This window comes from Nocardia sp. NBC_00511, assembly GCF_045161165.1.
Lineage (GTDB): Bacteria > Actinomycetota > Actinomycetes > Mycobacteriales > Mycobacteriaceae > Nocardia.
This window is the reverse complement of the sequence record NZ_CP107849.1, coordinates 1,436,099-1,458,153: the sequence shown is the minus strand read 5'-3', so window position 1 is coordinate 1,458,153 and position 22,055 is coordinate 1,436,099. Positions and strand designations below refer to the sequence as shown.

Here is a 22,055-nt window from a genome sequence, read left to right as displayed (position 1 = left end):
CTAGTGCCGTCGCTTCTGTCGTTTCCCACTTGGCCGGGCGCCGGGACGCGGCGCACCGGTGTTGCCCGAACCCTCGACGTACTCCCGGCTGCCACCACTGAATCCATTTGCCGTGGCGACGGATCCGGCCGTGCTCGCCCGCTGACCCGCGGCCGCACTCACCCGGCTGGTCGCCGCACCCGAACGGCGCGCGAGCACCTTCTTGGTGTGGGCGGCCACCGGACCGAAGGTCTCCTTCAGCGAAACCAGCAGCGGCACCGCGAAGAAGATCGACGAGTAACCGCCGACGATCATGCCGACCAGCTGCACCAGCGCCAGGTCCTTGAGCGTGCCGACACCCAGCAGCCACACCGCGATCACCAGCATGGCGATGATCGGCAGGATGCCGATGACGGTGGTGTTGATCGAGCGCATCAGGGTCTGGTTGGCGGCCAGGTTGGCCTTCTCACCGTAGGTGTGCTTGCTCAGATGCAGTACGCCACGCGTGTTCTCCTCGACCTTGTCGAAGACCACCACGTTGTCGTAGAGCACATAACCCAGAATCGTGAGCAGACCGATCACAGCTGCGGGCGTCACCTCGAAACCGACGAGCGAATAGATGCCCGCGGTGACGATCAGGTTGAAGAACAGCGAGCCGATGGCCGCGATCGACATATCGCGTTCGAAGCGAATCGCGATGTAGACCATGGTCAATGCCACGAACACCACCAGCGCGATCAACGCCTTCTGCGTGACCTGACCACCCCAGGTGGAGCTGATCTCCGCGACGCTGATGGCGTTGCGGTTGGGCTTGCCGCTGGAATCCTTCGGCTGGAAGGAGTTGAACAGCGCGGTCTGCAGCTTGTCGGACTGATCCTGACTCAGTGTCTCCGAACGGATCTGGAAGGTCGCGGCCGCACCGGAACCCGCCTTCTGCACGGTCACCGGATCGTGCCCGAGCACGCCGCGGTAGACCTCCTCGACCTTCGAGGTGCCGACATCACCGGAGGCGGGCAACTGGATGCGCGAGCCACCCGCGAAGTCGATACCCAGGGTGAAACCGCGAATTCCGATGCTGCCCAAGGCGATCAGCACCATCACCAGCGCGATGCCGTAGAACAGCTTGCGGCGACCGACGATCTCGAAACCACCGGTGCCGGTGTACAACCGCTCGAACAGGCTGTGCTTGGGCGCACCGGCCTCGAAGTCGAGTTCGGAATCGGTATCCATCACGGGACTGGACTTGGCCATGATCACGCCTCCTTCACCAGGACGCGGGCCGCCGCCTTGCGTTCCTGGGCAATGTCCGAAATGGCACCGAGACCGTTGACCGACGGCTTCGCCCAGAACGGCGAGCGCGACGCCAGCATCATCAGCGGCGAAGTGACCAGGTACAGCACGATGACGTCGAGCACGGTGGTCAGACCCAGCGTGAACGCGAAGCCACGCACCTGACCGGCCGCCAGCATGTACAGCACCGCGGAAGCGATCAGCGAGACGGTCTTACCGGATAGGTTGGTGCGCTGCGCGCGCGCCCAGCCACGCGGTACCGCGGACCGGAAACTGCGGCCCTCGCGCATCTCGTCCTTTATTCGTTCGAAGAAGACGACGAACGAGTCGGCGGTCATACCGATACCGATGATCAGACCGGCGATACCGGCCAGGTCGAGGGTGAACCCGATCCAGCGGCCCAGCAGCACGATCAGCGCGTACACGGCCACACCGGCCGCCAGCAGCGAGAATCCGGCCAGGAAGCCGAGCATGCGGTAGTAGAGCAGGCAGTACAGCAGCACCGCGACCAGACCGATCGCACCCGCGATCAGACCCGCGTGCAGCGAGGAGATGCCCAGGGTCGCCGACACCGTCTCGGCCTCCGAGGTCGCGAACGACAGCGGCAGCGAACCGTACTTCAGAGTGTTGGCCAGTTCCTTGGAAGTGGTGGCGTTGATGCCCGGCCCGGAAATCGCGGTGCTGCCACTGAACTGGCCGCCCTCCTTGATCTGCGGGGCGCTGACCACCTTCGAGTCCAGGGTGAACGCGATCTGCTTGCCGACGTACTTGTTGGTGAGGTTGCCCCACTCGTCGGTGCCACCGGACTTGAACGTCAGGCTGACCACCCACTGCGCCTGCTCGAGCACACCCGCCGCGTCCTTGATCTGCTGACCGTCCATGACGGACTTGTCCAGCAGGTAGACGGTGGTGCCGTCGGTGCTGCACGCGACCAGCGGCAGGTTGGGATCGTCGTTGCCCTGCAACGGATCCGGCTTCGAGCAGTCCAGGGTCGTCATGGCCTTGAGCTGAGTGGCCTGATCGGTGCTCTGCCGCAACGCCTTCGCGGCCTGGATCTCTGTCTGCGTCTGCTGCGGGGTGTCCGGCTGCGTGGCGGTCGGCGGGGCCGACGGCGTGGACGGTTCCTGCGCCGGGAACACGCGGTTCTGCGGTGCGGGCGTCTCACTCGCGGCGGGCGCGGAGGTCGGAGCCTCGGAGGTGCCGGGCGCGGGAGTCTCGGACGGAGTCTCCTGCGGTGCGACGCCGGGCGTCGACGGCTGCGGCTGTGCCGGGGCCGCCTTGCCACCCTGCGCGGCGGCGCTGTTGAGCACCGGCCGGAAGAACAGCTTCGCGGTGGTGGCCAGCGACTTCGCCTGCGCGCCATCGTCACCCGGGACCGTGATGACCAGGTTGCTGCCCTCGATGACGACCTCGGAACCGGCGACACCGAGCCCGTTGACGCGCTGCTCGATGATGCTCTGCGCCTGTTTGAGGCTGTCCTGGCTCGGCTTGCCGCCGTCCGGCGTGCGCGGCGTCAGCGTGACACGAGTGCCGCCCTGCAGATCGATGCCGAGCTTCGGGGTGTGCGCCTTGTCGCCGGTGAGGAAGATCAGGCCGAACATCAAAGCCACCAGCCCGGCGTAGACGCCGAGCAGGCGCAGCGGATGCGCCGTTCCCTGAGAAGGTGGCACAGTACTTATCTCCTAGGCGGGATCGAAGGTGAAACGTGCGGGAACACGCCGCAGCGCCACCGGCCGCCGTGGAGAGTTGGCGGCCGATGGCGCGGGGTGTGTCAGTCCTTGGTCAGGCGCGGGGCAGCGTCTTCGGCGTCGATGGTCGACGCGACGGCCTCGGTGGAGGTCTCCTCGGACGTGGCGTCCTCGGTGGTGTCAGTGGTGTCGGTGGCTTCCTCGTTGCGCACCTCGCGGACGGCGGCGCGCAACCAGGTGGTGATCACGTCTTCGGCGATCTCCAGATCGACACTGGAATCATCGAGTTCGACCACGGTGCCGTAGAGCCCCGACGTGGTGACGACCCGGTCGCCTACCTTCAGGCTGTCCTGCATGTCCGTGACCTTGGCGGCTTCGCGCTTCTGACGGCGAACACCGAGGAACATCGGAATGAGCAGGGCAACCAGCAGCAGCGGCAGCAGAAGGTCCATCGTCGAAGTCAGCTCCTGGTAAGTGGTCCGGTGGGTGAGTTTCCCACACAGTCTGCCAGTCTTACCTGAGACAGTGCGCGCCGAGGTGTGAACACAGCACTCGGCGCGTTCGGCGGGGACCGATCAGGCTCCCAGCTGCTTTTCCGCCGCCGCTGCGGCCGCACGTTTGGCCGTCTCCCGATCCCAGGCGTCGAGGCCCTTGGTTTCGAAGAGCTTGTCGACCTCGGCGGCGGCGAAACCGGCGAGCAGTTCCTTGGCCATCGCATGCGAGGCGGGTTTGCCGTTGCGGGCGCAGTGCGCCTCGTAGGCCTTCATGGCCTCGAATCCGGCCGCGCCGCCGATGAGTTCGTGCGACAGCTTCGCCTTGTGCTCAGGGTTGTTCGGATCCATGTTGTAGACGGCGTCACGCACCGAGGCGTTGTCACCGGTGAGAAAGTCGAACAGGCCCATGGTTCCTCCCGAATCCGGACGTCGCGGTCCGCAGTGGGCCGAGACCTTTCGACGGTACTCGGGCCGTGCGGGCGACGCGCCGGAATCAGGTGTGGCGCAACCTGTTTCGAACTGATCGGTCTGTGGAAGCGAGCTGCGCGGTCGACCGCCGACCTTGCCGACCGCGCAGTCCCGGCTCAGGCCGACTGCGTCCCGTAGGTGTAGTCGTCGAGCGGGAAATTCGCCGCCTCACGATGCGCGTTCAGGGTGCTGGTCGGGCGCAGCAGCGCGGCCTCACCGTGCTGATTGAAGTAGTAGCTGCGTGCCGTCGAGCACTGCCCGCCGTAGAACACCGACGAATCCAGCTTGTCGGTGACGCGATCGAGGAATTCGGTGTTCGCGTGGTCGGTGACCTCGAAAACCTGCTCCCCGCGCCGGAACATCTCACTGAACAGGCGCGCCATGTGCTTCATCTGCGCCTCGATGGTGGTGAAGTACGACAGGCCGCTGTAGGAGTACGGACTGTTGAGGCTGACGAAGTTCGGGAACTTCGGCACCGAGATGCCCTCGTAGGCCTGGAAGCGGTTGTCGCGCCAGAACTTTCCGAGATTCAGGCCGTCGCGGCCGATGATCTCGATGGCCGGGAAGTTGACGTCCCACAGGTTGAAGCCGGTGGCCAGGATGAGGGTGTCGATCTCGGTCTTGTGCCCGTCGGCGGTGACGATGCCGTCGGCCTCGACGTGATCGATCGAATTGGTCTCCAGGCGCACGTGGTCTTCGTTGAACGTCTTGAAGTAGAGGTTCGAGAAGGTCGGGCGCTTGCAGCCGAAGTCGTAGTCCGGCGTGAGCTTCTTGCGGGTTTCCTTGTCCTTCACCGAGGTTCGCAGATGCGCCTTGGCCAGCGCGGCGGCCGCCTTGTTGAGCGGCTTGGCCTGCTTGTAGTGCAGCACGCCGACGACCATCAACGCCTCCAGCATGGAGGTGTTCACCAGACGGGCGGCCTTCTGCGTCAACGGAACTCGCGCGAAGAGGCTCTGCACGGCGGGCGGGATGGGGACGTCGACCTTGGGCACCACCCAGATCGGGGTGCGCTGGAAGACGGTGAGCGCGGACGCCTTCTTGGCGACCTCCGGAATCAACTGCACGGCGGTGGCGCCGGTGCCGATGATGGCGGCCTTGCGGCCGGTGAGGTCGAAGTCGTTCTCCCACGCGGTGGTGTGGATGATCTTGCCCGCGAAGTTCTCGATACCCGGGAACGGCGGGGTGTACGGCTGCGACAGGAAGCCGGTCGCGGTCATCAGGTAACGGCCGGTGAGGGATTCACCGCCCTCGATGGCGACCACCCAGTGCTGGTGTTCCTCGTCCCAGCGCGCACCGTCGACCACGGTGCCGAAGCGCATGCGGCGACGCAGGTCGTACTTGTCGGCGACGTGCTCGGCGTACTTCTTCAACTCCGCGCCGGGGGCGAACAGCCGCGACCAGTTCGGGTTGGGCTCGAAGGAATAGGAGTAGGTGACCGAGGCGATGTCGACGGCCAGGCCCGGGTAGTGGTTGACGTGCCAGGTGCCGCCGAGGTCGTCCTCGCGCTCCAGGATCACGAAATTACTCAGACCGAGCCGATCCAGCTCGATGCCCGCGCCCATTCCACCGAAACCGGCACCGACCACGATGGCGTCGTACTGAGGTGCCACGACGAACCTCCTACCCGAGAAGTGATGCACATGTCACGGAATGACATCTCATTCCGGTTGTGATCACCGTATCATCGGGGTCGTGACGAAGCCATCCTCGAGAATCGAACGGCGCAAGGCCGAACTCCGTCAGGAGATCATCGACACCGCGTTCGCCTGCTTCGCCGAGAAGGGCTATCACGCCACCGGCATCGCCGATATCGCCGGTGTACTGGGAATCGGGCACGGCACCTTCTACCGCTACTTCACCAACAAGCGCGACATCATCGATCACGTCATCGACGACCTGGCCGCCCGCATCATCGAAACCCTGGGCACCGACAACGCGCCGGACGCCGCCGCGACGCTGGAGGAATACCGGGCGCAGTTGAACCGGATCGGCGACGCGCTCAACAGGATCTTCCTGGAAGATCGTCGCGTCGCGCAGTTGCTGCTGTTCCAGGCGACCGGCATCGACAGCGAACTGACCGCCCGCCTCTACGGGCTACTCGACACCGCCGACGCCCTGACCGCGGGCTACCTCGAGCACGGCGTCGAATTGGGTTACCTGCGAGCCGATCTGGACACCACCAACACCGCCCGCGCCGTCACCGGCATGCTCCTCGCCGCCATCGTGCACGGATTGCGCGATCCCGACCGCGGCTCGGTCGACGACCTCAGCAGGGCAATCCGGCGACTGCTCATCGACGGCGTGCGCAAAGAGTGAGCGTGCGGCACTTTGCCCGGAACATCGGATCCGCAAGGGGCGGAAGTAATTCGGACATGAACGCCTTGGCACAATGTCGCCCGTGACCCCCGACGACGTTCGCCGCAAACGATTCGGCCATGCACCGTCGGGGCATCACGGCTACCACGCCGGTCAGGTCGACGCCTTCCGCATCCGCATCGCCGACACCATGCTCGGCCTCGACCACCTCACCACCGCCGACATCCGCCTCGTCGAATTCGACAACCCGGTGCGCGGCAACCGCGGCTACGACTGCGAACAGGTCGACGACTTCCTCGACCAGGTCTGCCTCGACATCGAATACCGGGGCCGAGGCCACGGCTACTCCCCCAAACCCCGCCCCACCGAACCCCTCACCCACCACGACATCCTCCACCTCCGCTTCTCCGCACCCCCGTACGGCCACCCCGGCTACGCAGCCGAAGAAGTAGGCGCCTTCCTCGACCGCCTCGCCGCCACCCTCGCCCACCGCGGCCCCGTAGGTCTCACCTCGGAAGACATCCACCACACCACCTTCCACCTCGCCCCCCACGGCACCCCGTCCTACCACCGCGAAGAAGTAGACGCCTTCCTGGATCTGGCCGCACACCAGCTCGCCGCTGATCACGCCGAAGCTCCTCACCCGACTGCTCTTCCGTAGCCCGGAGATATCCGGGGGCGGTGGGACGCCGGGGTCGGATGAGGTGATGCTTCCGCAGCGGCGGACGTGGTAGTCGCTGGATGAGGGTCGCCCTCCTACCCCTGGATAAACCCACCACCGGTTCACAATGCAGGCTCAGAGATTTAGTTCAGCGTGGTTACCTCGCCTGCCCTACCGGACGTTCGCTGACGCGACTCGAGAGCCGCCACCCTCGGTCCCAGCCCACGGACTGCACGCATCACCTTTCAAGACCAAGACCGCCCGGACAAGAACAAGCAAGAAAAGAACCCTCGAGACAAAACCCGGAAAGACAAAAGCCCCAGACACTCTCGCCGTGGAGGCCTGCGCGGTCGCATGAGCAGTGCCAGGCTGCGCAGCGGGGCAGCCTTCAGCACGGTGAATGCTGTAGTGGATGTGCCGGGCCGAGCTGGAGGCTGCGCGCTATTCGGGTGCGCGGTGGGCGATTCGCGCTTGATACGCCAACCGTGCTCGCCGGTTGTGGCTGCGTGCCACCGATTGCGCGATCTGCTCCGCCTTATGGTGCAGATGATTCACCCGCGGAGTCTGTGTCGGATCGACCGGCAAAGGCTTGATCCACCCCGTCCGACCAGCGAACGGCGAATCCTTACCCATCACCACGGTTTTCCAGCCATTCGGGCCGTCATTCACCAACGCATGGCAGTGATCGCACGCCAAGGTCAGGTTCCGCAGGTCGGTGGGTCCGCCCTTGGCCCAATCGGTGACGTGATGCACCGCGCACATGCTCGGTGGTGCGTCGCATCCCGGTCGGGTGCAACCCTTTTCGGAAGCGATCAACGCCAAACGCTGGGCGGAGCTGGCCAGGCGGCGGGCGCGGCGCAGGTGGAGGGGCATGCCGTGACGGTCGAAGATCGCGAGGATCGGCTTGGTGCCCGCCGCCATCTTCAACGCCTCATTGATCGAAAGCTGCGTACCGGTCGCGGTGTTGGCGATACCGGCCGCGTTCTCCAAGTCTTCCAGGCTCATCGTGATGACCGCCTGGACCGGAAGGCCGCGGTGCTTGCCGAGCTTGGCCGGATCGATGTCCGGGTTCAGGACCATCGCCAGAGCATCATGAATACGCATCGCTGCGGTACGCGTGTCACGCCGCGCGGCAGCCTCGAGGACAGCCTTGTCGACCTTGCCGTAGAACAAGTTCGGGCTCTCGGGATCATCGAGGTTGCACACACCGGGGCGCGCGTACTTCGAAATGATGACGTCCCACACGGTGCGGACCGTGGGCATGATCCAGCCCTGGACCCAGGACATGCCGTCGGCGCGTTGGCGACCGATCGTGATGCCCCGCATACGCTTACGATCCGCATCAGTGGTCAGGGAACCGTCGGGGTCGAGGCGTGCGGTGATTTCACGACCGATGCGCGGCAGGTCATCCGGCCAACCCTCACGCGAGTAGTCCAGGAGTTGCGTTTCGACCTCGGTACGCGTTTCCGCGTCCACCGCGTCCGGGAGCTGGTGGAGGACTTCGATGATGTTGCGGACATGGTCGCGGGAGATCTCACCGATCTCGTACGCGTGCGCGGTAGCCGCCAACGCTGGCTCGCGCACATGTCCTGTGGGGTCACGGAATTCGCCGACCTGTTCGGTGACCTTCACTCGGCAGGTGGCGTCGTATTTGGTGAGCCGCAACGTGTCCCGCAGATACCGCACCACCCCACCCGCGCCGGAGGTCTGCGGCATGGACCGGTCGGAGATTTCGATGATCAACCGGGAATCCATCGCCGACAATTGACGGCGGCACATCTCGCTCTGCTGCATGAACTCCGTGAGCTCATCCTCGGAGAAGTGTGTGAAATCGGTGGAGGCGACGACACCCACGGCGGCGACCAGGTTGGCCATACCGCTCATGTTGGATGATTCCCCCGAATTCATAGCTCAATTCTACCGCCATTCCGTCAGTTCGAGAACCCGAATTGTCCTGTCTCACTGTCGTTTTCACACGTAGAATACAAGCGTTGAATGCCCATTCCCTTGCGGGAGTTGCAATTCAATGGCGCTGCCGAGAATTCCTGTAGTTCACGAGTGTGGAACCAACGCACGAAGGTGTGGCCACTTGTCGCGGTGCCGACGAACCCGGCACGACGACAAGCGGCCACACCCTTCGCAAATCTTCTTCAGCCCTGAGGCTTGAGTCCCTTTGCGGGGTCGATGAATTCGTTGGTGACGATGTCGGAGGCCTTCAGGTTGTCGGGAACCTGTTGGCCGCGAGCTTTCAGGAGCGGGATGACCTGGGCGATGGAGCGGTCCACCCGAGCGGGGTCGAAGTTGCCGAGGGTGTTGTCGGGGCCGTTGCCGACGATCTTCTCCGCCAGTTGGACCTTGACCGAGTCGGTGTTGCCCGCGGCGCTGATGGGCGGGCCGTCGGGGATCGTCTGCGAAATGCGCAGCAGGGCTTGGTTGGTGGGTTCGGGGTTGGTGACGTAGTCGATCTCGGATTGCTGGAGCATGGGGACGAGCTTCTGCAGGCAGGGGCGGAGTTTGTCGAGTTCGCCGGTGCGGACCGACCAGGCGTGCGGGTAGGACTCGTATCCGGACTGGGCGACGAGCAGGTGGCCGGTCGGCTTCTGCCAGCCCTTCACGTCGTGTTCCCAGCGGTAGGGCTCGTTGGAGACGTAGCCCTGCTGCATGACGCGACCGTGTTCGGCCACGAAACGGCTGGGGGTGCCGTCGTAGGAGGCGTCGAGCTGTTCCTTCTTCACGTATCCGTTGGCGACCAGATAGTCCATGTAGAGCTTGCCCTCGGAGTACAGGATCGGGGCGCCGGTGGCGGCCACGTCCTTCCACGAGTTGACGGTGTAGGTGGCCGGATCCCACATGACGATCTGCGGGTTGATGTCGAGGGAGGCGAACACGCCGGTCAGCGGGAACTTGGTCTTCGCCTGCACCTGCTCGTCGGTCGGCACCAGGCCCAGGGTGATGGAGTTGTCCTGGTACATCTGCGCGGGCACCGGCTGACCGCCGAGGAACGGACCGCCCAGGCGCACTTCGACATTCACGCCGGTGTCACCGAGCGGTCCACTGTAGGCGCCCTTCTTGACGTCGACGGTGCCGTTGGGGCCGACCAGCTGGTAGGCCGCCGCCCGTTCCGGTGTCGCGTACCAGTCCGTCTGGATGACGATGGTCGAGGGACAGACACCGGCGAGCACACCCTGCCCGGTCGGCTTCGGGGTGGAGGAGCCACCTCCGCAGGCGGTGGTGAGCAGGACACTGCCGGCCAGCGCGGCGGCGGCGAGGACGTGTTTCTTCACGAGCATTCCTAAAGGTTGAAACATTGTGCTGGAGAACAGGTCCGGTTACGCACCGGCACGTTTGCCGTGGGCGCGGTCGACGCGCCCGGCGAGGAAGTCGAAGATCCAGAACAGGACCAGTCCGACCAGTGAGGACAGCAGCAGCGCGGTGAGCAGCTGCTCGGTGGCCAGCCGCTGCCGGTAGACATCGATCATCCGGCCGATGCCGGGATCACCCTGCCGGAAGAAGAAATCCGCGACGATGGATCCGATGACGGCCATTCCCGCCGAGATCTTGAACCCGGAGATCATGGCGGGCAGTGCGGCCGGGAGCTGCAATTTCAGCAGCTGCTGCCACCGATTCGCCCCGTGCAGACTGAACAGATCATGCTCGGCGGGCTGCACCGACTTCAACCCGAACAGCGTGTTCGTGATCACCGGGAACAGCGACACCATCACACACACGATCACCCGGCTGCTGAATTCGTAGCCGAACCAGAACCCGAACAGCGGCACCACCGCCAATACCGGAATCGTCTGCAGGATCACCGCATACGGGTACAGCGAGTACTCCGCCCACCGCGCCTGGCTCATCAGCACCGCGAACGCGACGCCGACGGCGATCGCGATGACCAGCCCGACCAGGGCGATCTGCACGGTCGACCAGAGTGCCGAGAGGATCTCGGTCCGGGCCGTCGCGTCGAGCAGCCCCTTGGACACCACCGCTTCGGGTGGCGGCAACAGGAACCGGGATTCCTGCGGGATCAGGAAGTGGCTGGCGATCGTCCACAAACCCATGACGAGCAGGAAGACCAGGATCGGCGCGACCACCCGGATGGGCGCGATAGCGAAGGGCCAGTGCAGTTTTCGCGCCGGACCGGTTTCGTCGGGCACCGCACTCACCTCGACGGCTCCAATGCCGTCCGCCGCCGCGGCCGTCATGCCGCACTCCGCCGCGTCGCACCCTCGCGCTCCGCATCGTGCAGAGCCGCCGACACCTCGGCCGCGATCGCCCCGAACTCCGTCGAGTATCGAGACTCCGGCGTCCTCGGAAACTCCAGCGGCACAGCAATATCCGCCGCGACCCGACCCGGCCGCCCGGTGAGCACGACCACTCGCGTCGACATGAACACCGCCTCCGCCACCGAGTGCGTCACGAACACCCCGGTGAAGCCTTCCCGCCGATACAGCCCGCCGACCTCCTCGTTGAGCCGCTGCCGAGTGATCTCGTCGAGCGCCCCGAAGGGCTCGTCGAACAGGAACAGCTCGGGAGCCCCGGTCAGTGCGCGCGCGATCGAGGCCCGCATCCGCATGCCGCCGGAAAGCTGTGCGGGCTTGTGGTTCTCGAAGCCCGCCAGCCCGACCAGCTCCAAGGCGGCCCGCGCGGTGGCGCGGCGTTCGGCCTTCCCGGTACCCGCGAGTTCCGCGGGCAGTTCGACGTTCCGGAGCACGGACCGCCACGGCAGCAACGTCGCCTCCTGGAACACGTACCCGACCTTCGCGGTGGATACGGAAACGCTTCCGGTGGTGGGCTTTTCGAAGTCGGCGGCCAGTCGCAGCAGGGTGGACTTGCCACACCCGGACGGTCCGACCAGCGAGACGAACTCGCCGGGCCGGATGACGATGTCGATGCATTCGAGCGCGTGCGTGCCGTTCTCGAAGGTCAATCCGACATTCTGAAAGGCCAGGGCCGAAGCGGTGTATACATTGCCGCCCTCGGCGGCGTCCGTATCCCGTTCCGGGCCTTGGCCTTCGGAGCTGGTTGAGGCGGTGGTGCGCATGGAAACAGTTCTATCGGTGGCTCATTGCCGGATGCGGTCCAGGCGATTACACGCTTGTTTCGTATACGATCAGTCCGTCACGAGACGGCCGTCGCGCGCGACGATTCGCCCGCGCTTCACCACCAGTGACCGCACCGGCACCGAAACCACCGCGGCCGCAGGGGTTTCGGCGGACACCGCGAACAGGTCCGCCTGCGCGCCAACGGCCAAGCCGTAGTCGGCCACCCCGAGCAGCGCCGCGCCACCGTAGGTTCCGGCTTCCAACGCCAGTTCGATCTCGGCATCCGCGACCAGGCGGTCCCGGAACGACACCTGCATGATCCGGCGCAGCATGTCCCCGTCCCCGTACGGCGTCCACAGATCTCGGATCCCGTCGTTGCCGAACGCCAGTCCCGCACCGGCCGCGCGCATGACCCGTACAGGCACCACGGGCGCGTCCCCGACGGCACAGGTGATCATCGAAACCCCGGCCTCCGCGAGGGTTTCCGCGATCCGCCGCTGCTCGTCGGGAGCCAGCTCGCCCATTGCGTAGGCGTGACTGATCGTCACTCGTCCAGCCAGTCCGGTGGCCCGGGTTCGCGCCGCGATCAGCTCGAACTGCCAGGCCCCCAGCGCACCCCGGTCGTGCAGGTGGATATCGATCCCCGCCCCGTACTTCTCCGCCAGTCCGAAGATCACGTCCAGTTGTCCGGTCGGATCCCCGTCGTACCCGGCCGGATCCAGGCCGCCGATCACCTCGACGCCCTCGGCCAGTGCGGCTTCCAGCAGCTTGGCGGTCCCGGGCCGGGTCAGCAGGCCGCCCTGCGGGAAGGCCACCAGTTGCACGTCCACCCGGTGCGCGTGCCGGGCGGCCGCGGCCCGCACCGCCTCCACGCCGCGCAACCCCACCTCCGGGTCGATGTCGATGTGACTGCGTACGTGCGCGGTCCCCCCGGACACCATGGCCGCCAGCAGATTCGACGCGTAGTCGGCACTGGGCAGGCCGAGCTCCTCGCGCCGCCCCTCCCCGTTGGCAATGCGCCCGGCCAGCGTGCGTCCGCCGGTATTGGGCACCCAGGGACCACCGAACATGGTCTTGTCCAGATGACAGTGCGCGTCGACGAGGCCCGGAAGCACCAGCGCGCCAGCGAGATCGACCGTCTCGGCCGTGTCGGCGGTCAGCCCGGGCCCGATCTCCGCGATCCGCCCGTCCCGCACCAGAATGTCGGCGACCTCGACCGCCGCACCCGGAGTCCACGGCCTGCCGCCGCGCAACAACAGTTCGTTCATTGCTCACACCACCTGTATCGAAGAGAAACCGAAACCCTCAGGACAGCAACATCGCCGTCCCCGCCCCTACACCGAAAACGATCACCACGGCCCGGAACACCCCCGGCCGCAATCGATCGGCCAGCCGCGCACCGACCACCCCGCCGAGCAGACACGCCGGGGCCAGGACCACGACCGCCGACCACCGCACCGGTCCGAACAGCGCGACCGCGAGCATGGCCGTGGTCGAAACGGTCAGGGTCAGCAGGCTTTTCAAGCCGTTGAGGCGGGTGATGGACGCGTCGATCCCCAGTGCCAGCGCGGTCAGCAGCACGATTCCCATGCCGCCGTTGAAGTACGCGCCGTAGACGGCCCCGAGGAACACACCTCCGAACAGCCGCAACCGCGAATCCGCACCCCGCGCGGCCAGCTTCCGCGATACCGCCGGTTGCGCCGCGAACACCGCGGTGGCCGCGAGGATCAGATAGGGCACCAACGCCGCGAACACCTTCGGGGGCGCGGCGAGCAGTGCGATCACGCCGCCGACCGCCCCGGCGATCCCGGTCAGCACCAGCCCGGGCACCAGGGAGCGGTGCGAGTCGAGGTGTCGTCGCAGGGCCGCGGCCCCGCCCAGATACCCGGGCCACACCGACACCGAGTTGGTGACCGTCGCCGTCACCGGCGGCAGCCCCGTGGCCAGCAGTGCGGGAAACGACAGCAGGCTGCCGCCGCCCGCGATGGCATTGCAGACGCCCGCCCCGAAACCGGCGGTGGACAGGAGCACGAGATGCGCGGAATCCATGGAATCCTTCCGGACAGAATGGCCGCATCGTATACAAACACTTCCGGTTCGGCGAGCCGAAAGCGATGCGCGACAGCCACACCCGCGATCACACCGATGCCCCTGTACATTGGCGAGATCCCATCGCGCGCGTTCGCGATGGATCGTATGCAAACCCCCGTTCCGCCGATTTCCCCTGTGAGGCCGCAGTGACCAGCACCGCCGGACGCCTGACACCGCAGCAGCTGTGCCGCGCCATCCGCGACGACATCATCCGCGGCGCGTTCACCCCCGGCCAGCGGCTGACCGAGGAGGCGCTGGCCGAGAGCTACGGCGTCTCCCGGGTCCCGGTCCGAGAAGCACTGCGCACCTTGGAAGCCGAGGGTTTCGCCTCGTCGCGCCCCTACGCCGGGGTCTTCGTCGCCGCCCTGACCGAGGATGAGGCCGCGGACCTGCTCGAGATCCGCGCCCGGCTGGAACCCCTGTGCGCCTCCCGCGCCGCCCAGCGCCGTACCCCCGAACAGCTGGGCCGGCTCAAGGAACTCACCGCGCTGGGCCAGGATGCGGTGCGCGCGGGCCGCCTCGACGAGCTGGCCCGCCTCAACAGCCGTTTCCACGAGGTACTCGCCGAAGCCTCCGGCAGCACCATGCTCGCGCAGCTGATCACCCAGCTGAGCTGGAAGATCGCCTGGGTGTACTCGGTGGAGCTGCCCCGCCGCGCCGGTGACTCCTGGCGCGAGCACGAGGAGATCTGCGCCGCACTGGAAGCCGGTGACCCCGACCGCGCCGCCGCGGTGGTCGCCGCGCACATCGCCCATGCCGACACCGCGTACCGCTTCCGCAGCCGCTCGGAAAGCGCTGCGCGCCAGGACGGTTCACGCTCCCGGGCTTCGTAACCTCCGCGCAGCATTTCTCGCGCCGGGACGAAACACGGCTGTCGTATACAAACCGGTACGACTTTCGTTCCGGGAGGTAGCCATGACGGATCCGTTGCCACGCAGGGTGGATCTGCTGCTCCGCGCAGCCCGCATCAGCGACGACGCCGAGCCGGTGGACATCGCGGTGCAGGCCGGTGTCATCCTCGCCATCGGCCCGCACCTGCCCACCGCCAGCCGCCAGACCATCGAGTGCGCCGGGCGGGTCGTCATCCCGGGGCTCATCGAATCCCATGTGCACCTGGACAAGGCACTGCTGGACGCCGAGAAGGCCAATCCCGACGGCACCCTGGCCGGTGCCATCGCGGTCACCGCCGAACTCAAACGCGGCTTCACCGTCGCCTCCATCCGTGATCGGGCCCGCCGCGTCCTGGACATGGCGATCGTCAACGGCACCACCACCGTTCGCGCGCATCCCGACGTGGACCCGATCGTCGGTCTGCGCGGGGTGGCGGCCCTGCTGGAGCTGCGCGAGGAGTACCGCGGCATCCTGGACCTGCAGATCGTCGCCTTCCCCCAGGAGGGAATTCTGCAGGCTCCCGGCACCATCGACCTGCTGCGCGAAGCGCTCTACGCGGGTGCGGATGTCCTGGGTGGCTGCGCGTACAACGAACGTACCGTGGAGGATTCCCGCCGCCACATCGACATGATCTTCGACCTGGCCGCCGAATTCGGTGTGCCCCTGGACATCCACGCCGACTTCGCCGACGACGCCACCGACCCCCGGTACAACATGGCCGACTACATCGCCGAGGTCACCGAACGCACCGGCCGCCACGGCCGAGTCACCCTCGGGCACATGACATCCCTGGCCGCGCGCACCCCCGCCGAGCGGGCCCGCACCCTGGAACACCTGGCCGCCGCGGGTATCTCGGTGGTCCCGCTGCCCGCCACCGATATGCATCTCGGCGGGCGCACCGACACCACCAATATCCGGCGCGGGATCGCCCCGATCCGCGAACTCTGGGACGCGGGGGTCACCACGGCCTACTCCTCCAACAACATTCGCAATGCCTTCACGCCGTACGGCAATGCCGACCTGCTCGACATCGGCCTGTTCCTCGCGCAGACCTCGCACCTGTCCGGTTCGGCGGATCTCACCCGGGTACTCGGCATGGCGACGACGGAGGCTGCCCGAGCGCTCGGCATCGCCGCCACCTACGGCCTGCGCGTCGGTGCCGCCGCCGACCTGGTGGTGCTGTCCACCCACCGGCTCGCCACCGCTCTACTCGATCGCCCCGACTGCAATTACGTGATCAAGGAGGGCCGAATCACGGCCCGCACCAGCCGAACCCGGGAGCTGCTCACCTCACCGGGCGACCCGCTCACCGCGGCGTGAATCCCATCCGGCGGCTGATGGCGATGGCCGCTCGAATCACCGATCGGTCCGCGCCGGGAGCACCGAGCAGGCAGACACCGTTCGGCACCCCCTGGACCGTCGCCACCGGCATCGTCACTGCGGCACCGCCCGCGATCGAAGCCAGACAGGTCAGATGCAGTGTCCGCGTCCGGCCCGACTCCAATGTGCCTGCCGAAGCCATCCGAAGCGGGGCGACGGTCGCGGTGGTCGGCAGTATCAGGATGCTTTCCCGCAGCAGGCCGTTCAGGGTTTCGGCCGCCACCCGCAGGCGTTCTCGAGCCGCGTTCGCGCCGGCCGATGTCACGGTCGACGCGAACGTGAAGCGCTGCGCGACTTCAGGACTCAGGGCATCCGGGTGGGCGGTGATCCAGGCGCCGTGATTCGCCCAGGCTTCGAAGGCCTGCACGGTGCGGAAGGCGGCAAACCAGGAATCCAGGTCGGCATCCAGGTCCACTTGCTCGGCACCCCCTTGCTCGGCCACCGCCAGGCTCGCCGCCGCGAGCTCGTCGTCGGCGACAGCGGAGAGCAGCGGATCCACGATCAGCCGGGGAGCATTCGAATCCGGCTCGGGCAAAAGGCATTCCGCGACCGTCGCGAGGGTGTACGGGTCGCGGGCCATCCAGCCGACCGTGTCGAAAGACTGCGCCAGCGGCAGTATTCCGGCGCTCGGTACCACCCCGTGCGAGGTCCGGATCCCCCACAGGCCCTGATACGCGGCCGGGACACGAATGGAACCCGCGGTGTCGGTGCCCAATCCGATGGCCGCCTCGCCGCGTGCCACGGCGACCGCGGATCCGCTCGAGGAGCCACCCGGAATGCGTTGCGGTGCGGCCGGATTCACCGGCATCCCATAGGCCCCGTTGCCGCCCGTGATGCTGTACGCGAATTCATCCGTATGCGCGATACCGGCGATGTCGGCACCAGCGCTCAACAGTCGGGACACCACCGTCGCGTGGCTGGTTCGGGGCTCACCCAAATATTGCGGAACCCCGCCTCCGAGTGGATGACCGGCCACCTCGTACAGGTCTTTGACCGCGACCGTGTGACCGCTCAGCGGACCGGTTCCGGTCGCAGCTACCAGTGGCGTTCCGTACTGACGCCACACGCTTCGGTCGAATTCGGCTGCCCGCTCACCCATTTCCCGCACCGCCGTCATCACGCGCGCTCGAGCACACGCTTGGCCAGGTCACTGCCGGCGTGATGCGCGAAGTCCGCGACCCGCACCTCCCCGTGCACGCCGCGTACCTGATCCACCGCCTGCGAGATGGTGAAATCTGTTGCGGCACTCAGGTACAGGTACGCCTGCTTGGGATCGGCGTCGAACATCGACACCACGAGTTCGACTGCATTGCGGACGCAGGTGGCGAGTGCCCGGTCGATGTCGGCATCCAGTCCGGTGGGAATCAACAGTCCGTTGCCGATCGCGAACGGACCGACCGGGCGACCCAGTCCGGCGCGCACCTGGGCGGCGGGAATGACATCCACGGTGAGCCGTGCCCGCAGCGGCGCTTCCATCGCGGTGAGCGCGACTTCGCCGTTCCCCTGCGCGAAATGCGGGTCGCCGATATAGAACAGCGCGTCCGGCACCTGCACCGGAAGGAACAGTGTCGTGCCCGGAGTCAGCCGCCGGATGTCGATATTGCCGCCGTGCAGACCGGGCGGGACCGAGGAGAGGCGGTCTTCGGTATCGGTGGCGACACCGATGATGCCGAGGAACGGATGCAGCGGAAATGCCGCGCGGTGTGGGCGATTCGGGTGCAACGGCATGGTGCCGAACCAGCCCTCCGGCCGGGATTCGACCGCGCAGAACTGCCCGTAATCGCCGTCGAACCCGATCCGGTGGGCCAGCACGCCGCGCGCGTGCCGGGTGGACACGACACCGTAGGGCGCACGCATGGTGAGATCGTCGACGCGGATGGCGAGCAGGTCTCCGGGCTGTGCTCCCGACACCGCGATGGGTCCGGTGATGATGTGCGGTCCGGCCAGCGAGTCCCGGGTCCGGGTGGCGGTCACCTCGACGGCATCGGCCAGCACGAAATCCCGCTCGACCCCGTGCCGCCCGAAGTACGCGACCGGGTCCGAGCCTTGATCATCGAGAATGCCTTCGTGACTGACGGTGTCGACGACCACCGTGTCCCCCGCACCCATGGTCGCGATGGGCCGATCGCCCGTGCGCGGCAGTCGCCCCCACAGCACCGTCGACGGATCGGCGGGCAGATACGGCACGTCACCGCCGATCCCCGCGCTCGGTTGCAGTACCGGGAACGCCGGATCGAATCCGTGCACGATGGACGCCACGTTCACTACCTCTCCTACCCGACCGCAATTGGTCGGACCATCCGATCTGCCGACCATAGGCCCGGCGAACAATCCGGGGCAGCGGCGGAAACGGAACGTAACGGACGCTTTACCGCGCCGAAATAGCCTGACCGCGAACGGTTTTAGAGTGGGGTCGATGACGGCCTCGATCCCACCGCTCCGCCGCCGCCCGCACAGCGTCAGCGCGGAGGTCGCCGCCCACCTGGAGGGGCTGATCACCAGTGGCGAACTACGCGCCGGTGATCGCCTGCCGCCGGAACGCGAACTGGCCGCGAACATGAACGTCTCCCGCTCCTCGCTGCGGCAGGCCATGTTCGAGCTGGAATCCAAGAAGCTCATCGAACGCCGTCAGGGCCGCGGCAGCACGGTGACCGAAATCCCGCGCAGGGCCGGCGATCTCACCGAGGGCTTCGGCGACCTCGATATCGAACTCGGCTACGCCACCGAGCTGCGCGACCTGGTCGAACCGCGCATCGCCCAGCTGGCCGCCGAACGTGCCGTCGAATCCAACCTGCTGTCGCTCGAACACGTCCTGACCCGGTCCAGCGAATCCCTCTCCCCCGCCGAATCATTGCGCCTGGACATCGAATTCCACACCCTGCTGGGGCACGCCGCCCAGAACCCGCTGCTGCTGGCGCTGTGCACCATGACCACCGACTGGACCCACCGCACCCGCACCCTCTCGCACCGCACCCGCCACAGCCGCCGCCTCTCCATCGCCGGCCACCACCTCATCTATCAGGCCATCACCCGCCACGACGGCCCCGCCGCCGCGGCCGCCATGGAAACCCATCTCCGAGAGGTCCGCCACCTGAGCACCCCCGCCCCGCCAAGGTCAAGGAGCTCTCACCGTGGAATTTCCTCCGGTTCAGCGCGGTGAGAGCTCCTTGATCTTGGTGGGGAATGCTCAGGCGGGGGTCCCGGTGCGGAAGGTGCGGCGGTAGGCGGAGGGGGAGACGCCGATTGCCTCGTGGAGGTGCTGGCGAAGCGAGGTGCCGGTGGCGAAGCCGACGGCTCCGGCTATGTGGTCGACGGAAAGGTCTGTGGTTTCCAGGAGTTCGCGCGCTCGGAAGACGCGCTGCTGGATGAGCCAGCGGCCGGGGCTCAGGCCTACCTCGTCGCGGAAGCGGCGGGCGAAGGTGCGGCCGCTCATGCGGGCGTGAGTGGCGAGGTCGGACATGGTGAGGGGTTCGTGCAGGTGGGTCAGGGCCCATTCGCGGGCGGTGGCGGTGCCGGACGCGGTGGTCGCGGGGACCGGTTGTTCGATGAACTGGGCCTGGCCGCCCTCGCGCCAGGGCGGGACCACGCAGCGGCGGGCGACCATATTCGCGAGTTCGCTGCCGTGGTCGTTGCGAATCAGGTGCAGGCACAGGTCGACTCCGGCGGTGGCGCCCGCGGAGGTGAGGATGTCGCCGTCGTCGACGTAGAGGACATCCGGGTCGACCCGGACCCTCGGGAAGGCGGCGCGGAAGCGGTCGGCGAAGTTCCAGTGGGTGGTGGCGGGGCGGTCGTCGAGCAGGCCCGCGGCGGCCACCACGATCGCGCCGGTGCAGATGGAGACCAGGCGGACGCCGGGGCGGACGCGGGCCAGGGCGGCCGAAATCGATTGGGGCAGGCCGTCGTTCAGGATCGAGAGCACGTCGCAGGGCGGGATGACCACGGTATCGGCGGTGTCCAGTGCCCGCGCGTCGTGGGCCACCGCGATGTCGAAATCGGAGCTGCTGCGGACCGGCTGTCCGTCGAGTGAACAGGTCAGCACCTCGTAGCGGCCATCGGCGGTGCCGAACACCCGGTTGGGGATGCCCAGTTCGAAGGGGTAGACGCCGTCGAGTGCCAGCACGACGACTCGATGGGGGCGCTGCGACACGGACGGCATGGCGCGATTCTATCGAATAATGGCAATCGTGCCATTTCCCGGTGTGGTGCGAGCGGGCAGGATTGCCCTCATGAGCGAACAGGACAACACCGTTCCGGCCACCATGCGGGCCATCGGACAGGACGTGCTGGGCGGCCCCGAGGTGCTGCACCAGGTGGAACTGCCGGTGCCGCAACCGGGTCCGAGCGAGATCCTGGTGCGGGTGCGCGCCACCGCCCTCAACCCCACCGACTGGGGACACCGCCGCCGCGCCGGATTGTTCCTGCCCCCGCCGCCGTTCGTGCTCGGCTGGGACGTCTCCGGTGAGGTGGTGGCGACCGGCATCGGCGTCACACTGTTCAAGCCCGGCGACGAGGTGTTCGGCATGCTGCCGTATCCGCACGGGCACGGCGCGGCCGCCGAGTACGTGACCGGCCCGGCCCGCGCGTTCACCCGCAAGCCCGCCAACCTCGATCACGCGCAGTCCGCCGCCATCCCGCTGGCCGCGCTGACCGCCTACCAGTCGCTGGTCGACACCGCGAATCTGCAAGCGGGACAGCGTGTCCTGGTGCATGCCGCCGCCGGGGGCGTCGGCCACTTCGCCGTGCAGATCGCGAAGGCGCTGGGCGCGTACGTGATCGGCACCGCGAGCGCCGCCAACCACGAGTTCCTGCGCGGTATCGGCGTGGACGAGGCCCTCGACTACCGCGCCACCGATTTCGCCGAGACGGTCCGCGATATCGACGTGGTGATCGACCCGATCGACGCCGACCACGCCATCCGCTCCCTGCGCACCCTGCGCCCCGGCGGCGTCGTGGTGTCCCTGCGTGCCAACGGCGGCGCACCCCTGCTCGCCGAGGCCGAAAAGCTCGGCGTGCGAGCCGAAGTCCTGCTGGTCGAGGCCGACCACACCGGCATGAACGCACTGCGCGATCTCGCCGAATCCGGCGCACTGCGCCCGGCTATCGCGGGCACCTTCCCACTGACCGACGCCGCCAAGGCCCACGCCCTCGGCGAAACCGGCCGCACCGTCGGCAAACTCGTGCTGACGGTCGACTGAGCCCCCATCCTAGAACGCGCTGTCAGGCCGGATCGCAGATAACCACCGGGATATCCCGCGCAGTACTGCGCTGATATCCGTCGTACGGGTTGCCGGGGCCGCGGGTGATCTCGGGCCAGAGCTCGGCCTTCTCCTCCGGGGAAGCGGTGCGCGCGATGTACGGCTTGGTCTCACCGCGCACAGTGATCTCGACATCGGGATGGGCAACGAGATTCAGATACCAGGCCGGGTTGTGCGAAGCGCCGCCGAGCGAGGCGATCAGCACGATCCGCTCCGGAGTGAAAATGGGCGAGCTCAACAGCGTGGAGCGCCGCTGACCGGTCTTGCGGCCGATCGTGTGCAGCTCCAAGGCCTGCATCGAGCCGAGCCTGTGCGGCCAGCGACCGCCGGTCAGCTTCAACAACATTCGGTGTCCGTTTTCCAGCACCCACGCGCCGCTCTCCGCAACCCAATCGGGGGTCTTCTGCTTGTCGCCCATGGCCTCTCCTGTTTCAGTTGGCCGGCATCTTCTGTCGATAGCTTCGCGAGCTTTGTGACTGCATCATGTGTGGCCGCTG

At 67.0% G+C, this 22,055-nt stretch carries 21 protein-coding genes; 6 read left to right on the top strand and 15 right to left on the bottom strand.

Going from position 1 to position 22,055, the window contains the following annotated elements:
• The 5 genes from secF to OG300_RS07015 all read right to left on the bottom strand — a co-directional run bounded on the left by secF (nt 1) and on the right by OG300_RS07015 (nt 5,529).
• Complete coding sequence (secF, locus tag OG300_RS07035; RefSeq protein WP_405493343.1) at nt 1-1,230, bottom strand: protein translocase subunit SecF; 1,230 nt, start codon at nt 1,228-1,230, stop codon at nt 1-3.
• A gap of 2 nt (nt 1,231-1,232) precedes the next feature.
• The gene (gene secD, locus OG300_RS07030) at nt 1,233-2,939 is read right to left on the bottom strand and encodes a protein translocase subunit SecD (RefSeq protein WP_405493341.1); all 1,707 of its coding nucleotides are present in this window, start codon (nt 2,937-2,939) and stop codon (nt 1,233-1,235) included.
• A 101-nt stretch (nt 2,940-3,040) separates the two neighbouring features.
• The gene (gene yajC / locus OG300_RS07025) at nt 3,041-3,409 is read right to left on the bottom strand and encodes a preprotein translocase subunit YajC (RefSeq protein ID WP_405493339.1); all 369 of its coding nucleotides are present in this window, start codon (nt 3,407-3,409) and stop codon (nt 3,041-3,043) included.
• Between the two features lie 123 nt (nt 3,410-3,532).
• Nucleotides 3,533-3,859: a DUF3759 domain-containing protein gene (locus OG300_RS07020; protein ID WP_405493338.1), complete on the bottom strand. Its 327-nt coding sequence runs from the start codon at nt 3,857-3,859 to the stop codon at nt 3,533-3,535.
• A 176-nt stretch (nt 3,860-4,035) separates the two neighbouring features.
• The gene (locus tag OG300_RS07015) at nt 4,036-5,529 is read right to left on the bottom strand and encodes a flavin-containing monooxygenase (RefSeq protein WP_405493336.1); all 1,494 of its coding nucleotides are present in this window, start codon (nt 5,527-5,529) and stop codon (nt 4,036-4,038) included.
• 40 nt (nt 5,530-5,569) lie between these two features.
• Here OG300_RS07015 and OG300_RS07010 point away from each other — a divergent pair, with 40 nt between their 5' ends.
• Together OG300_RS07010 and OG300_RS07005 are read left to right on the top strand one after the other, a co-directional pair.
• Entirely contained in the window at nt 5,570-6,235 is a 666-nt protein-coding gene (locus OG300_RS07010) for a TetR/AcrR family transcriptional regulator (RefSeq protein ID WP_405493334.1), read from the top strand.
• Between the two features lie 82 nt (nt 6,236-6,317).
• Entirely contained in the window at nt 6,318-6,896 is a 579-nt protein-coding gene (locus tag OG300_RS07005; protein ID WP_405493332.1) for a DivIVA domain-containing protein, read from the top strand.
• A 441-nt stretch (nt 6,897-7,337) separates the two neighbouring features.
• Here the strand turns inward: OG300_RS07005 and OG300_RS07000 are convergent, their stop codons facing one another.
• The 6 genes from OG300_RS07000 to OG300_RS06975 form a co-directional block, all read right to left on the bottom strand.
• Nucleotides 7,338-8,804, bottom strand: a complete 1,467-nt coding sequence (locus OG300_RS07000) for a DUF222 domain-containing protein (RefSeq protein ID WP_405493330.1) — start codon at nt 8,802-8,804, stop codon at nt 7,338-7,340.
• 242 nt (nt 8,805-9,046) lie between these two features.
• Nucleotides 9,047-10,180, bottom strand: coding sequence for an ABC transporter substrate-binding protein (locus OG300_RS06995; protein ID WP_405493328.1), 1,134 nt, complete (start codon nt 10,178-10,180; stop codon nt 9,047-9,049).
• Between the two features lie 45 nt (nt 10,181-10,225).
• Nucleotides 10,226-11,101: an ABC transporter permease gene (locus tag OG300_RS06990; RefSeq protein WP_405493326.1), complete on the bottom strand. Its 876-nt coding sequence runs from the start codon at nt 11,099-11,101 to the stop codon at nt 10,226-10,228.
• On the bottom strand, nt 11,098-11,940 hold the full coding sequence (locus OG300_RS06985) for an ABC transporter ATP-binding protein (protein ID WP_405493324.1): 843 nt from the start codon (nt 11,938-11,940) through the stop codon (nt 11,098-11,100). Before OG300_RS06985 ends, OG300_RS06990 begins: the two co-directional genes overlap by 4 nt.
• A 69-nt stretch (nt 11,941-12,009) precedes the next feature.
• The gene (locus OG300_RS06980) at nt 12,010-13,209 is read right to left on the bottom strand and encodes an amidohydrolase (RefSeq protein ID WP_405493322.1); all 1,200 of its coding nucleotides are present in this window, start codon (nt 13,207-13,209) and stop codon (nt 12,010-12,012) included.
• A 37-nt stretch (nt 13,210-13,246) separates the two neighbouring features.
• Nucleotides 13,247-13,990, bottom strand: coding sequence for a sulfite exporter TauE/SafE family protein (locus OG300_RS06975; RefSeq protein ID WP_405493320.1), 744 nt, complete (start codon nt 13,988-13,990; stop codon nt 13,247-13,249).
• A 188-nt stretch (nt 13,991-14,178) separates the two neighbouring features.
• Between OG300_RS06975 and OG300_RS06970 the strand changes: the two genes are divergently transcribed.
• Nucleotides 14,179-14,865 (top strand): GntR family transcriptional regulator, encoded by a 687-nt coding sequence (locus tag OG300_RS06970; protein WP_405493318.1) that lies wholly within the window; start codon nt 14,179-14,181, stop codon nt 14,863-14,865.
• An 82-nt stretch (nt 14,866-14,947) separates the two neighbouring features.
• Nucleotides 14,948-16,243: an amidohydrolase family protein gene (locus OG300_RS06965; protein ID WP_405493316.1), complete on the top strand. Its 1,296-nt coding sequence runs from the start codon at nt 14,948-14,950 to the stop codon at nt 16,241-16,243.
• On the opposite strand, the gene OG300_RS06960 is transcribed toward OG300_RS06965, so the two are convergent.
• Both OG300_RS06960 and OG300_RS06955 read right to left on the bottom strand, forming a co-directional pair.
• Entirely contained in the window at nt 16,230-17,402 is a 1,173-nt protein-coding gene (locus OG300_RS06960) for an amidase family protein (protein WP_405493314.1), read from the bottom strand. The genes OG300_RS06965 and OG300_RS06960 overlap by 14 nt on opposite strands.
• Nucleotides 17,403-17,419: 17 nt before the next feature.
• A complete protein-coding gene (locus OG300_RS06955; protein WP_405493312.1) occupies nt 17,420-18,568 on the bottom strand; it encodes an acetamidase/formamidase family protein in 1,149 nt (382 codons plus the stop codon).
• Between the two features lie 151 nt (nt 18,569-18,719).
• Here OG300_RS06955 and OG300_RS06950 point away from each other — a divergent pair, with 151 nt between their 5' ends.
• Nucleotides 18,720-19,463 (top strand): FadR/GntR family transcriptional regulator, encoded by a 744-nt coding sequence (locus OG300_RS06950; RefSeq protein ID WP_405493310.1) that lies wholly within the window; start codon nt 18,720-18,722, stop codon nt 19,461-19,463.
• Nucleotides 19,464-19,490: 27 nt separating this feature from the next.
• Here the strand turns inward: OG300_RS06950 and OG300_RS06945 are convergent, their stop codons facing one another.
• On the bottom strand, nt 19,491-20,459 hold the full coding sequence (locus tag OG300_RS06945; protein WP_405493308.1) for a GlxA family transcriptional regulator: 969 nt from the start codon (nt 20,457-20,459) through the stop codon (nt 19,491-19,493).
• A gap of 70 nt (nt 20,460-20,529) precedes the next feature.
• Between OG300_RS06945 and OG300_RS06940 the strand changes: the two genes are divergently transcribed.
• Nucleotides 20,530-21,498: an NADP-dependent oxidoreductase gene (locus OG300_RS06940; protein ID WP_405493306.1), complete on the top strand. Its 969-nt coding sequence runs from the start codon at nt 20,530-20,532 to the stop codon at nt 21,496-21,498.
• Nucleotides 21,499-21,520: 22 nt separating this feature from the next.
• Here the strand turns inward: OG300_RS06940 and OG300_RS06935 are convergent, their stop codons facing one another.
• Nucleotides 21,521-21,976, bottom strand: a complete 456-nt coding sequence (locus OG300_RS06935) for a nitroreductase/quinone reductase family protein (protein WP_405493304.1) — start codon at nt 21,974-21,976, stop codon at nt 21,521-21,523.
• Nucleotides 21,977-22,055 lie beyond the last annotated feature (79 nt).

Bases quoted from the DNA above. Each gene is read 5' to 3' on its own strand.
- OG300_RS06990 (WP_405493326.1), bottom strand. From the start codon at position 11,101: ATGACGGCCGCGGCGGCGGACGGCATTGGAGCCGTCGAGGTGAGTGCG.
- OG300_RS07010 (WP_405493334.1), top strand. From the start codon at position 5,570: ATGACATCTCATTCCGGTTGTGATCACCGTATCATCGGGGTCGTGACG.
- secF (WP_405493343.1), bottom strand. From the start codon at position 1,230: ATGGCCAAGTCCAGTCCCGTGATGGATACCGATTCCGAACTCGACTTC.
- OG300_RS06950 (WP_405493310.1), top strand. From the start codon at position 18,720: ATGACGGCCTCGATCCCACCGCTCCGCCGCCGCCCGCACAGCGTCAGC.
- OG300_RS06940 (WP_405493306.1), top strand. From the start codon at position 20,530: ATGAGCGAACAGGACAACACCGTTCCGGCCACCATGCGGGCCATCGGA.
- OG300_RS07000 (WP_405493330.1), bottom strand. From the start codon at position 8,804: ATGAATTCGGGGGAATCATCCAACATGAGCGGTATGGCCAACCTGGTC.
- OG300_RS06935 (WP_405493304.1), bottom strand. From the start codon at position 21,976: ATGGGCGACAAGCAGAAGACCCCCGATTGGGTTGCGGAGAGCGGCGCG.
- OG300_RS06975 (WP_405493320.1), bottom strand. From the start codon at position 13,990: ATGGATTCCGCGCATCTCGTGCTCCTGTCCACCGCCGGTTTCGGGGCG.
- OG300_RS06980 (WP_405493322.1), bottom strand. From the start codon at position 13,209: ATGAACGAACTGTTGTTGCGCGGCGGCAGGCCGTGGACTCCGGGTGCG.
- yajC (WP_405493339.1), bottom strand. From the start codon at position 3,409: ATGGACCTTCTGCTGCCGCTGCTGCTGGTTGCCCTGCTCATTCCGATG.
- OG300_RS06985 (WP_405493324.1), bottom strand. From the start codon at position 11,940: ATGCGCACCACCGCCTCAACCAGCTCCGAAGGCCAAGGCCCGGAACGG.
- OG300_RS07020 (WP_405493338.1), bottom strand. From the start codon at position 3,859: ATGGGCCTGTTCGACTTTCTCACCGGTGACAACGCCTCGGTGCGTGAC.
- OG300_RS06960 (WP_405493314.1), bottom strand. From the start codon at position 17,402: ATGGGTGAGCGGGCAGCCGAATTCGACCGAAGCGTGTGGCGTCAGTAC.
- OG300_RS06965 (WP_405493316.1), top strand. From the start codon at position 14,948: ATGACGGATCCGTTGCCACGCAGGGTGGATCTGCTGCTCCGCGCAGCC.
- OG300_RS06945 (WP_405493308.1), bottom strand. From the start codon at position 20,459: ATGCCGTCCGTGTCGCAGCGCCCCCATCGAGTCGTCGTGCTGGCACTC.